This is a genomic window from Terrimonas sp., from assembly GCF_003075435.1.
Classification (GTDB): Bacteria; Bacteroidota; Bacteroidia; order Chitinophagales; family Chitinophagaceae; genus Agriterribacter.
In genome coordinates this window covers 225,096-238,493 of record NZ_QCZJ01000006.1, presented here as the reverse complement: position 1 = coordinate 238,493, position 13,398 = coordinate 225,096, and the positions used below count along the sequence as shown (strand labels likewise).

Sequence of the window (13,398 nt, the reverse complement as noted above, 5' to 3'; positions counted from 1 at the left end):
CAGCATCTTAAATATTAATATGAAAATCAGGTTTTCCGTTATTACCCTGGCATTGCTTGTTTTTTGCGGCAAAACATTTGCCCAGGCGCCTAAAGCCCGTATAAATCATGTGGCTATCTATGTGGTGGATGTACAAAAATCCGGCGACTTCTATATCAATGTATTAGGGCTCGACACCATACCCGAGCCTTTTCATGACGGTAAGCATATCTGGCTCAAAATAGGCCCGGGCGCAGCTATGCATATTATACAGGGTGCTGATATTAAGAAGGAGTATTATAAGAATAATCATACCTGCTTCAGTGTGGCATCAGTGCCGGCATTTACCAATGTATTAAAACAAAGATCAATAGAATGGGAAGATATTAACGGCAAAAAAGGCAGTATATCTTCGCGGGTTGATGGCGTAAAACAAATATGGCTTAAAGACCCTGATGGGTACTGGATTGAGGTGAATGACGCAAAGGAGTAAGTAGCTGTCAGCAATCAGCTATCAGGTGTCAGCGGTTAGCCGTCAGCTATAAGCGTTTACCCTAAATCTGCTATGTTATACTTTCCACCTTCCACCCTTCGCCTTCCCCCTTCAAAACACACCTTACTATACAGTGGGGTTTTCCTATCTTTGCAGCCCTAAAAACAGGATATGAAGTTTTATACATTATTGATAAAATACCGTTTGCCGCTCAGTTTTGTAGCGTTGGCCCTGGCGATAATCGTTAATATATATTCAGGCTTTTGGCCGGCATTTGCGCTTTACTTTATAGCGCTTATTGGTATTGTAAGCCATTTCCTGTTTGGCCCCATGCGCCTGATACAGGGTTATATGGAAGATGGTGATATTGAAGGCGCGCAAAAGGTATTGGATTCTATTAAATTTCCCGGGCTGCTGATAAAGCCTGTGCGCAGTGTTTACTATTTTTTGAAATCAAACCTGGCTTTGTTCAAACAGGATTTTGATAGCGCCGAAGTGATGATGAAAAAAAGCCTGAGCCTGGGCATGCCAATGAAAGAGACCGAAGGCGCCGCATATTTTCAGCTAGGCAGCATTGCCATGCAAAAAAGCAATATGAAGCAGGCGGAAGAATATATCCGCAAAGCCATCCGTGCCGGTTTGCCTGATAAAGAAAATACCGCGGCGGCATATCTTCAAATGTGCCAGATATTTATTAATAAAAGAGAGTTCAGGGCAGCTAAGGATTATTTCAGAAGAGCAAAAGAACAAAAGCCTACTACACCACAGGTGGTTGACCAGATTAAGCAGATTGAAAAGTATATAAGCCGCATACCCGGTTAGCTGAGTACAGGAAATATTTAAAAAGCCGCTAACAAAATTGTTGCGGCTTTTTTTTAAACAAGTAAATGTACTTTTAGTGAATTAAGTGTCGTGCTCATCAATTGGTTTCAACGGCTGTAGTGTATCAATTACTGGTGTAAAAGTATTGAAGCATTTTAAAGCAGCCAATACTACAAAGTGGTTATATTTATTAATGTTATAACGTTAGTTACCTGAGAAAAATATAATTAGCATAATAAATACCCTGTGTTACAACAAGGCGGCGACGTTGATACTCTACCAGTTTTGTATATTACTACATACCACTTGTTAACCGGTTTAAAGCACTACAATAATTAAAACGGGTAATAAACAATTTAAATATTTTAGCTGACTACAATAACCCTGAAAATGAATACTAAAGAGCTGGAATTCCTGGAATATTACAACAAACTGAATGAGCAGCAAAAAAATGCCGTTGATACTATAGAAGGTCCTGTTTTGGTTAATGCGGGTCCCGGCACAGGCAAAACGCAGGTGCTTGCTTTGCGTATCGCAAATATTCTGCGGCAAACGGACATTAATCCTAATAATATTCTTTGTTTAACCTATACCGATAATGGCGCTATAGAAATGCGCAATCGTTTGCTTAAGATTATCGGTACGCCAGCCTATAACGTGCGCATACACACATTTCACTCTTTTTGTAATGAAGTCATCCAGGATAACCTAACCTACTTTGGCAAGCTTAACCTTTCTCCCATAGGCGACCTGGAGGAAATTGATCTCTTTCATAAGCTGATAGATTCCATTCCGCCAGATAATAAGCTCAAGCGTTTTCGCGGCGAAGTATATTACGAAAAAGACAGGCTGAAAGCACTGTTCAGTTTAATGAAGAAAGAAGCATGGACGCCGGAATATTTGAACGAAAGGATAAAGGATTATGCAGACAATTTGGAAAACCGGGAAGAATTCCAATATAAAAGAAAATACAAAGGCTTTGAAGCGGGTGCTCCTAAAAAAGCAGCCATTGACGATGAAAAGGAAAAAATGGAAACGCTTAGTGCCGCGGTAAATCTTTACCCGCAATACAATACCATGATGGCTGCCGCAGGTCGTTATAATTTTGATGATATGATACTGTGGGTGCTGAAAGCTTTTGAAGAAAATAATAACCTGCTGCTGGACTACCAGGAACGGTTTATGTATTTTCTGGTGGACGAGTTCCAGGATACCAGCCGCTCACAAAATTTATTGCTGCAAAAACTTACCGGCTATTGGGATGTGCCTAATCTTTTTGTAGTAGGAGATGCGGATCAAAGTATTTTTTCTTTCCAGGATGCGAATGTTGAGAACATTAAAGCTTTTGAAAAAAAATACGAACATGCATTAACTACCATTGATCTTATCAACAATTACCGTTCTACTACTCCTGTTTTAAATGCAGCATACCAACTCATAGCTCATAATACCGGACGCGTAATTAAGCCGGAGAACAACCATCCCCTTATATCATCCAATCCTCTATTTAAAGGTATTGATACCGCACCTGTAATTGTTGAATATGCCAACGCCGGCCAGGAAGCTATTGATATTGCCATGCAGATTGAAAATCTTATTCAGCAGGGTATCAGCGGTAAGGAAATAGCAGTAATATACCGAAATCACGCACAGGCAGAAACGATCATCTCGATGCTGGAAGGCAAAAAGATACCGGTAAATGCCAAAAAGAAAGTGGATATACTTGGATTGCCTTTTATTCAAAACCTGCTGCTGATATTACAATGGATAGAACGGGAAAAATATATTCCCTATAGCGGCGATGATATTTTATTCCTGCTGCTGCATAGTGACTTCTTTAATCTTCATCCGCTGCAGATTGCTAAACTAACCATTGCGGTTAATGCAAAAAACAAAGCCGCAAAAGAAGATGCATTCTCCCTGCGCCGCATAATAGCGGAATCTGTCGCTCCCAAAGCCGACCTGTTTAACGAGCCTGACGGCAAGTCAGTAAAAGAAATAAGCGATACGCTTGAGCATTTGCTCAAAGCTTCTGTAAATACCACCGTGCAGCAATTGCTGGAGCAGGTTATTCAGAAAGCAGGTGTGCTTTCATACATTATGCAAAGTGCTGAAAAGCCCTGGCTGATGCAGGTGCTGAACGCATTATTTGATCATTTGAAAGAAGAAAGTCACCGCAACCCTGATATAACATTAAAGGAATGGCTGGATAATATAGCCATGATGAAGTCCAGCCGGTTGCCGGTATCGCTGTATAAGATAACCTCGAACGACGAAGGCGTAAACATGGTAACCGCGCATGGTGCTAAAGGCTCGGAATATGCTCATGTGTTTGTAACAGGCTGCACACAAAAAATATGGGATGAAAACAGCAGGGGGGCAAACCGCTCCTATAAATTGCCCGATAACCTGAAAAGCAACAGCACAACGCCGCCCGGCATTGAAGAGAACAGGCGGTTGTTTTATGTGGCGCTTACCCGGGCTAAAACACACCTGCATATATCTTATGCTGTAAAAGATGAAAAAGATAAGGAACAAACGCCCAGCACTTTTGTTACGGAACTGATTGAAGGCGGATCGCTTCAGCTCACCAATAAAACAGTGCCTGATGAATTGCTTGCCGGTTACCTGCAGCAGCGGTTTACAGAAAAAGCAAAACCTGAAATTGAGCTGGTAGAAGCGGAATATATTGATGATATACTGAAGCGCTATACCATGAGCGTTACCCACCTCAATAATTACCTGAGCTGCCCTTTAAAATTTTATTATCAAAATCTAATCCGCGTACCTGCTGCTAAAAATGAAAGCATGGCTTTTGGCAGCGCTATACACTGGAGCATTGAACGGCTTTTTATAAAAATGAAAGAGAACGGGAATGTTTTTCTTCCTAAAGAAGACCTGCTGGCAGACTTTAACTGGTATATGAAAAATAACCGCGAAGCATTTACACCGGAGGCATTTAAACTGAAAAAAGCATATGGAGAAAAAATCTTACCTGACTATTATAATAACTATATTGACAAGTGGAATAAAATAATTTTAGCTGAAAAGAATATCAGGAATGTTACCGTTCAGCATGTGCCTATCAACGGCAAGCTCGATAAGCTTGAATTCAATGGCAGGCAGGTAAATGTGGTTGATTACAAAACCGGCAAATATGAGAATGCTAAAAAGAAACTGGTTCGCCCTAATGATAATGAACCCAATGGAGGCGACTACTGGCGCCAGGCAGTATTCTATAAAATATTACTGGATAATGACAGGACCAATGACTGGCAGGTGGTAAGCACCGAATTTGATTTTATAGAGCCTGTGGGCAAAGAATATAAAACTGAACTGGTAGAAGTAACAGATGCAGATATTACTACTGTAACACAACAGATCATTACCACCTGGCAAAAAATACAAAACCGGGAATTTAAAACCGGCTGCGGAAAAGCCGACTGTGACTGGTGTAATTTCATAAAAAGCAATCATCTTTCCGTGGCACTACACCCGGCGGAAGAAGATGAGGCATGATATTTACCAGATTATTGACAAATGAATGAAGGCGGATTACCTGAAAGCCATTAAGTTTGCCACTTCTTATTTGAAATGCGGATTATCAGTATAGCATGAAAAGAATGTCGTTTTTTGTTGCGGTAGTTTTCCTTACTTATAAACTTGTTGTATTTACTTCGGGTTGTGCGCAGATCATTCCACCCACCGGCGGACCAAGAGATTCTCTTCCTCCCGTTATGTTAAGCGCTGTGCCTAAAGATTCAACACTCAATTTTAAAGGAAATAAAATTGTGCTCGCCTTTGATGAATACATTCAGCTTGAACGGACAGAAGAGCAACTGATTGTTTCACCTGTACCCAAAACAAACCCTGTTGTTGAAGCGAGGTTAAAGGAGGTAACCATACGAATAAAAGATACACTGGAAGAAAATACAACGTACAGCATCAACTTTGGTAAGTCGTTAAAGGATTTAAATGAGGGCAATCCTTATAAAAATTTTACTTACCTGTTTTCTACCGGCAGCTATATTGATAGCGGACGGCTGTCCGGAAAAGTAATTATTGCAGAAACAGGAAAGCCGGACAGCACATTGATCGTAATGCTTCACCGCAATTTTGATGATTCCGTGGTAATGAAAGAAAAGCCCCGCTATTTTACGAGACTGGATAGTTCCGGTTTATTTACATTTAACAATATAGCGCCCGGGCAATATAACCTGTTTGCGTTAAAAGATCCGAGTGGGCAAAAAATGTATTTGCGCAATAGTGATGTCTTTGCTTTTTACGATAGCGTTATAAACGTTGGCCAAAGCGATATTCACCCTGTGCTATATGCTTTTACTGAGGAGCCGGAAGAAAAAAAACCGGGCAGACCATCCTCTGCACCATCTACACAACGTAAAACCACAACGCCCAAAAAAGATAAAAAGCTTTCGTATAGTACCAATTTAGCAGAGGGGCAGCAGGACCTGTTGTCTGATTTCATACTCACTTTCAACGACTCTCTTGTTGCGTTTGATGAAAACAAACTGCACTTTACGGATACATTGTTTCAGCCTGTAACGGGATATACTGTTGCGCATGACACTACAGGAAAAATAATCACGCTTAAATATCCCTGGAAAGAAGAACAACATTTCCGGCTGATACTTGAAAAAGATATTGCCAGAGATTCTTCGGAACTTGAATTAGGAAAAGCCGATACCATAAAGATCATAACAAGAAAAAAAGCAGATTATGGTACGTTAAAATTACGCATAAGAAATCTCGACACAGCCCAGCATGTGGTGTTCTTATTTTTTAAGGCAGATAAGCTGGAGCAGGCTCAACCGGCACACAGCAAGGAATTAAACTTTCCTTTATTCCATACAGGAGATTACCAGATACGCATTCTGTACGACAAAAACAATAACCTCAAATGGGATCCGGGCAGTTATATGAAAAAACTGCAGCCCGAAAAAATCATTTCAGATAGTAAGAAATATACCATCAGGGCCAATTGGGATAATGAGATCACCATTGAGCTGCCGCTAACACCACCGGAAGATGTGATGAAGTAGCTATCTGTTAAAAATGATACCTGATCTGTCCTGTAAATGTCCGCGGCGTTAACGACCATGCGCTATAATCGGTCATAGAACTTATAAAGCGCCCATCTAATTCAGCAGAAATCCTGTGGTTTAATTTTATGCCCAACTTCAGTAAGGGAGATATCCAGCTTTTAGGAAAAATAAGATAATCTTTAAATGCTCTGTTTCCCCAGGTATCACTTGTTTCAGTATATATATTTTTGCTATAAGAAGCTAAATTCCATGCAACTCCTGCACCAACATATATTTGGCGAGACTCTTTCCTGACAAAGCCGTATAATAAAGAAACCGTTGGGGAAATATTTTTCTGCAAAAGAGCATAGCTCGTAATATACTTATCCGATGTGCTGACAGGAACATCTTTTGTGCCTTCTCCACTATAGTCAGTGCTGTAATAACTAACCTCAGCTCTCAGTGTAAACGCATGTAAATTTCTTGGAGAAGAAATATCAACTCCAACTGTAACATACGGCACAAAGGAACCTTTATATTGCATATCTCCAAGTGTTGAATTGTTTCCTCCAAACTTTAGATTACTATAACCGCCTCCCGCTCCTGCAAAAAAGGACACTCCAACCTTTTTACTTTCTACAGGCGCTACATATTGCACATTTCCTGAAAGATTATTCATTTCCGTCACTATCCGTGTCAAATCTTTTTCAGTATAATTAGCCGCATATATCTTCTTTACTAAACCTTCAGTCCTTGACTGATTTACCAGGTACGATGTTAACTGGTTTATAAATAATCTTTGAGTGCTGTAAGTGTTATTATTATCATTGCTAACAACCCGGTATTTCAGTTCTTTAATATCGCCTCCGGGTTTTTGTATAAAGAAATGATATTTGCCGTCAAATAATTCATATAGATTAAACTGGCTTCCTTTTACCAATACGCGAAGTAAAGCTGTATCAACAATCAGCGAGTCATCATCTGGCGGCAAAAGAGAGCCGATTGTTACAGGCCGGGCATCCTTCTCAACAACGGCTTTTATGTAAAGGTCCAATCCCGATATTTCTACAGTTTGTATTTCGTATTTTGAATAGCTGGTAATATCCTGTAGTAAAGCGTCTTTTCTTAAACTTATTGAGTTGGGGTTTCTTTCCCAATTAAAATAATCAATCCAACCATAGGTTGTATCACCAGTGTTTAATACAATGTATCCTTTCTTTTTAGCTTTTTGTGCAATGGCAGCCGGAGAAATACCAATAGCTATAATGAGTGTTATTCCAGGGATTAAAAACTTCATATCAAAGGTTTAAGAGCAGCTAATTTATACCAGATTGAGGTAATTCAATAAAAATACCTCAATATCTTTGCCCAATGCAAATATCTTCCTCTCTGTTAGAAAACGCGGTGAATGAATTTGCCCGGCTGCCGGGCATAGGAAAAAAAACAGCGCTCCGGCTGGTACTTCATCTCATCAAACAAAACCCTGAAGAAGTACAACGTTTCAGCGAAACAATAGACAAAATGAAAAAGGAGATTGCATTCTGCACGGTTTGTCATAATATATCCGATAGTGCTGTTTGCAATATCTGCAGTAACCCATCCCGCAAAAAAGAAACCATTTGCGTGGTAGAAAATATACGCGATGTTATTGCCATTGAAAGCACGCAGCAGTTCAGCGGATTGTATCATGTGCTTGGCGGTATTATTTCCCCGCTTGATGGCGTAGGTCCGGATCAGTTAAATATAGAAACGCTGGTAAACCGCGTACAGCAGGGAAGCATACACGAAATCATTTTTGCGTTAAGCCCTAATATACAGGGAGATACTACCATCTATTACATTCAAAAAAAACTACAGCCGTATAATGTGGTAATCACTACTATAGCCCGCGGCATATCATTTGGCGGTGAGCTGGAGTATGCTGACGAACTTACTTTAGGCCGGAGCCTGCAAAACCGCATGCCGGTGGAGAAGTATGTGTCGCATTAGAGCGGGCAGCTTTGGGCTGTGGGGTATGGGTTATGAGCTGTCAGCCATCAGCTATTAGCTCCGCGCCGTTTATCTCATTGCCCACAGCCTATAGCTGATGGCTGACAGCTGCCCCTTTTGCACTTTCAATTCCCTTCCCTACCTTTGCACCCAATTACAGGCGGATTTGTTTATTGTTCAGCCTGTTTAAAAACTGAACTAATAAACGATAAGAAACCTTCTCAAAGTTTCCCAACGTTTTAAAGTTTAGTTTACTTTTTTTGATGCCGGCGGCATTACTACTATAATACATTACTTGCCTGCCTACCGGCAGGCAGGCGTCGCACTTGTCAACGTCAGTAATGCTGATGAGTATAATGCAACAGTGCTACTAAATGATACAGGAGGGAAAATTATGAGTGATATAAGAAACGCATTACAACAACGCATACTGGTAATAGATGGCGCTATGGGCACCATGATTCAGCGTTATAAACTTGCCGAGGCCGATTACCGCGGTGAGCGCTTTAAAGACTGGCATACCGATGTAAAAGGTAATAATGACCTGCTGAGCATTACACAGCCACAAATCATTATTGATATACATAAGCAATACCTTGCTGCCGGCGCTGATATTATTGAAACCAATACCTTCAGCAGCACCAGCATTGCTATGACGGATTATGATATGCAGTCGCTTGCCTATGAACTGAATGTGGCATCTGCTGAATGTGCAGGAGAAGCTATTAAGCAAACCGGCAAACCGGCCTGGGTGGCTGGCGCCATTGGCCCGTTGAATAAAACGCTGTCGCTTTCTCCTGATGTAAATAACCCTGGTTACCGTGCTGTAACTTTTGATGAAGTGGTTGCGGCTTATTATGAGCAGATACGCGGGCTGGTAGATGGCGGCGTTGATATATTCCTGGTAGAAACCATTTTTGACACGCTGAACGCTAAAGCAGCCATTTTCGCCATCAAAAAATTCTACCGCGAAAACCCGGGCGCGCCTAAAAAAGAGATCATGATCAGCGGCACCATTACCGATGCATCAGGCAGAACATTAAGCGGGCAAACGCTGGAAGCGTTTTATACTTCTGTAGCTCATGCAAAACCATTAAGCGTAGGGTTAAACTGTGCTTTAGGCGCAAGCGAAATGCGGCCGCATATTGCTGAATTAGCGCATATCGCTTCCTGTTATGTATCGGCATATCCTAATGCGGGCCTCCCCAACGCCATGGGGGAATATGATGAAGAACCACATCAAACAGCACACTTTTTGGAAGACTGGGCAAAAGAAGGTTTTGTGAATATAGTAGGCGGTTGCTGTGGCACAACGCCGGATCATATAAAGCATATAGCAGATAATGTAAAAAATATAAAGCCAAGGGAATTGCCGGTGGTAGAGAAGGAGTTAATTTGAAAAGCCCTCACCCCCAGCCCCTCTCCGCTGCAGCGGAGAGGGGTGCCCAAATTCAAATCAGGTTGATGAGATATAGTGAGGGAAGTTCGTGAATATATAAAAATGGTGAGAATACCTGAACGTTTTGTCTGGATGTATTCTATAGATGATGTGGCAGGTATATAAGTTGGGTTTATTCTATAGCACCGCCCCCTCTCCGTTGCGAGGAGAGGGAGAAGGAGGGTGAGGCTTGTGCAAAAGATTTATATAGTGCGGGGTATTAAAGTAATGTTGGATAAAGATCTGGCAGAAATGTATGGAGTGTTAACTTCTCGGTTAAATGAGGCTGTAAAAAGAAACATTTCCCGGTTTCCGGAGAATTTTATGTTTCAAATTACAAGCGGAGAGTTCTCCTACCTGATGTCGCAATTTGCGATATCAAGTGGAGGTGGCACCAGGAAAATGCCTTTTGCATTTACTGAGCAGGGAGTTGCCATGCTTTCTTCGGTTCTGCGGTCTGAAAGAGCAATACAAATGAATATACAGATTGTGAGGGTATATACTAAGATGCGGCAGTTGATAGTTGACAATAAAGACCTTTGGTTAAAAATTGAAAAGATAGAACAGGCATTGACGATGAAATATGAAGAAGTACAGGCGATTTTTAAAGTGTTGAAAAGCTTACTGATGAAAGAAGAAAAGCCAAGGGAACCAATAGGATTCAAAATTCGCGGTAAGAATAGATAATTTGAAAAATATAAGGGACAGGAAGATGAGGAATAACCTGAGGTCACAATTTACGACCTCAGGTTGAGAATAAAAACCGTGGCTTAAAGCTGACAGCCGATAGCTGACTGCTGACCGCTCAAAGCTGATCGCCCAAAGCCCATAGCTTAAAAAATATTATGTCAGAACCCGTAATTATAAAACCATATCTCCGTTTATCCGGGCTTGAACCGCTGGTGGTTCGTCCGGAAACAAACTTTATTAATATAGGTGAGCGCACCAATGTAACCGGTTCAAAAAAATTCGCTCGTTTAATCAGGGAAAATAAGTATGAAGAGGCATTAAGTGTTGCACGCCAGCAGGTAGAAAATGGTGCGCAGGTGCTGGATATTAATATGGATGACGCGTTGCTGGATGGTGTGCATGCCATGACAACATTTATCAACCTGGTGCAGAGTGAGCCGGATATTGCGAAGATCCCGATCATGATTGACAGCTCAAAATTTGAGATTATTGAAGCCGGATTAAAATGCGTGCAGGGAAAGTGTATAGTAAATTCTATCTCCATGAAAGAAGGAGAAGAAAAATTTATTCAGCAGGCGATCATTTGCCAGAGTTATGGCGCGGCCGTAATAGTAATGGCATTTGATGAAACAGGACAGGCCGACACTAAAGAACGTAAGATTAATATTTGCCACAGAGCATATAAAATATTAACAGAGCAGGTTGGTTTTGATCCGCAGGATATTATTTTCGACCCTAATATTTTCGCTATTGCCACAGGGCTTGAAGAGCACAATAATTATGGCGTTGATTTTATTGAAGCTACCCGGGAAATTAAACGCCTGATGCCTTTAACAGGCGTAAGCGGAGGCGTCAGTAATCTCTCCTTCTCATTTCGCGGTAATGAGCCGGTGCGTGAAGCAATGCATTCTGTGTTCTTACTGTATGCTATAAAAGCCGGCATGAACATGGGCATTGTGAATGCAGGGCAATTAGTAGTATATGACGAGATAGAACCGGCACTGCGCAACCTGTGTGAAGATGTTATACTGAACCGCAACAATGAAAATAATGAAGCAACCGAAAAGCTGATAGCATTTGCGGAAACCGTAAAAGCAAAAGGGAAAACAGAAGTTAAAGATGAAGGCTGGCGTAAGGAGAGTGTTGAAGAAAGATTAAAGCACTCGCTTATAAACGGCATTACTGATTATATAGATACAGATACCGAAGAAGCAAGATTGAAATATCCCAAACCACTTGATGTAATTGAAGGTCCGTTAATGGATGGTATGGGTGTAGTGGGAGATTTGTTTGGTGCCGGTAAAATGTTTTTACCGCAGGTGGTAAAATCCGCAAGGGTAATGAAAAAATCAGTAGCATGGCTTACACCATTTATTGAAGAAGAAAAAAAGAATAATCCTTTAGCAGCCAATGGCAACGCTCCAAAAATTTTGCTGGCAACGGTAAAAGGTGACGTTCATGATATAGGCAAAAATATTGTTGGTGTTGTGCTGGGATGTAATGGTTATGACATTATAGATATGGGCGTAATGGTTCCTACAGACAAAATATTAGATACAGCGGAAAAAGAAAAAGCAGATATTATTGGGTTAAGCGGGTTGATTACCCCTTCATTAGACGAAATGGTAAATGTGGCGCATGAAATGAAGAGGCGCGGTATGGATAAGCCGTTATTGATTGGCGGTGCAACCACATCACGTATGCATACGGCTGTAAAAATTGCGCCGCAATATGATAATGGCGTAGTGCATGTATTAGATGCGAGCCGCAGTGTAACGGTAGCAGGCTCATTGCTGAGTTCGGATCAGAAAGGAGAATTTTTAAATAAAACCCGTACGGAATATAAAAAACTAAAAGAAGATTTTGAGAATAAAAAACCGGTTAAACAATATTTGCCTTTCGCAGAAGCACAGGCAAATAAAACTGCTATTGACTGGGATAACTATACTCCTCCTGTTCCTACATTTACAGGTACAAAAATTTTTGAAGATTACAGTTTAGCTGAACTCCGTGATTATATTGACTGGAAGCCATTTTTTATTTCATGGGAATTGCATGGAAATTTTCCTGCTATACTCACTGATGAAAAAGTAGGCGTGGAAGCAACCAAATTGTATAATGATGCAAACAAACTGTTAGATACCATCATCAATGAGAAATGGCTTACAGCTCAGGGCGTTATTGGTTTTTGGCAGGCCAATAGCGATGGAAAGGATACTATCGTTATAAATAATGATGGGGAGGAAATACATCTTGAATCTTTAAGGCAACAAATAAAGAAAGCACCGGGCCAGCCCAACCTTTCTTTAACTGATTTTATTGCTCCCTTAACTACCGGTAAACAAGACCAGATCGGCGCCTTTTCCGTAACCATAAAGGGTATAGAACCACACCTGGAAAGATTTATAAAGGATCATGATGATTACAATAAGATAATGCTCCAGTCTTTGTGCGACCGCTTTGCTGAGGCATTTGCGGAATGCCTTCATGAAAGAGTGCGTAAAGAGTTTTGGAGTTATGTAAAAGATGAACATTTAAGCAACGAAGATCTTATCAAAGAAAAATATCAGGGCATCCGCCCGGCTCCCGGTTACCCAGCCTGCCCGGATCATACAGAAAAATATAAACTGTTTGAATTGTTAGGCGGAGAAGCAGCGACAGGTATTCATCTTACAGAATCATTGGCTATGTATCCTGCCGCGTCTGTTTGCGGCTGGTATTTCAGTCACCCCCAAAGCCAGTATTTTGGCGTAGGTAAAATACAGCAGGATCAGTTTGAAGATTACCTGCAACGTAAAGAAATGAGCAGGAATGATATGGAGCGGTGGCTGAGACCAGTAATGGAGTAAATGCTGTAACATCTTCTTTATTTCAATTTTTTTGCGGAGACAGGATCTCCGGGGAACATAGGCCATACAAAGCCGGGAACTTCATATCATATAGCA

General features: G+C 41.0%; 9 protein-coding genes. 8 read left to right on the top strand and 1 reads right to left on the bottom strand.

Going from position 1 to position 13,398, the window contains the following annotated elements; genetic code table 11:
* Nucleotides 1-19: 19 nt before the first annotated feature.
* The 4 genes from DC498_RS09280 (at nucleotide 20) to DC498_RS09265 (ending at nucleotide 6,354) form a co-directional block, all read left to right on the top strand.
* Nucleotides 20-472, top strand: coding sequence for a VOC family protein (locus tag DC498_RS09280; RefSeq protein WP_116873865.1), 453 nt, complete (start codon nucleotides 20-22; stop codon nucleotides 470-472).
* 171 nt (nucleotides 473-643) lie between these two features.
* On the top strand, nucleotides 644-1,294 hold the full coding sequence (locus tag DC498_RS09275; RefSeq protein ID WP_116873864.1) for a tetratricopeptide repeat protein: 651 nt from the start codon (nucleotides 644-646) through the stop codon (nucleotides 1,292-1,294).
* Nucleotides 1,295-1,684: 390 nt separating this feature from the next.
* Nucleotides 1,685-4,813: an ATP-dependent helicase gene (locus DC498_RS09270; RefSeq protein ID WP_116873863.1), complete on the top strand. Its 3,129-nt coding sequence runs from the start codon at nucleotides 1,685-1,687 to the stop codon at nucleotides 4,811-4,813.
* 95 nt (nucleotides 4,814-4,908) lie between these two features.
* A complete protein-coding gene (locus DC498_RS09265; RefSeq protein ID WP_116873862.1) occupies nucleotides 4,909-6,354 on the top strand; it encodes an Ig-like domain-containing domain in 1,446 nt (481 codons plus the stop codon).
* Between the two features lie 7 nt (nucleotides 6,355-6,361).
* On the opposite strand, the gene DC498_RS09260 is transcribed toward DC498_RS09265, so the two are convergent.
* A complete protein-coding gene (locus DC498_RS09260; RefSeq protein ID WP_116873861.1) occupies nucleotides 6,362-7,633 on the bottom strand; it encodes a hypothetical protein in 1,272 nt (423 codons plus the stop codon).
* A gap of 74 nt (nucleotides 7,634-7,707) precedes the next feature.
* Between DC498_RS09260 and recR the strand changes: the two genes are divergently transcribed.
* From recR to metH, 4 genes are all read left to right on the top strand, one after another.
* Entirely contained in the window at nucleotides 7,708-8,325 is a 618-nt protein-coding gene (gene recR / locus DC498_RS09255; protein ID WP_116873860.1) for a recombination mediator RecR, read from the top strand.
* Between the two features lie 394 nt (nucleotides 8,326-8,719).
* Nucleotides 8,720-9,724 carry a homocysteine S-methyltransferase family protein gene (locus tag DC498_RS09250; RefSeq protein ID WP_116873888.1) on the top strand — a complete coding sequence of 335 codons (1,005 nt, stop codon included), beginning with the start codon at nucleotides 8,720-8,722 and terminating at the stop codon, nucleotides 9,722-9,724.
* Nucleotides 9,725-9,973: 249 nt separating this feature from the next.
* Complete coding sequence (locus DC498_RS09245; RefSeq protein WP_240627941.1) at nucleotides 9,974-10,450, top strand: ORF6N domain-containing protein; 477 nt, start codon at nucleotides 9,974-9,976, stop codon at nucleotides 10,448-10,450.
* Nucleotides 10,451-10,608: 158 nt separating this feature from the next.
* Nucleotides 10,609-13,302 carry a methionine synthase gene (metH, locus tag DC498_RS09240; protein WP_116873859.1) on the top strand — a complete coding sequence of 898 codons (2,694 nt, stop codon included), beginning with the start codon at nucleotides 10,609-10,611 and terminating at the stop codon, nucleotides 13,300-13,302.
* Nucleotides 13,303-13,398: the final 96 nt, after the last annotated feature.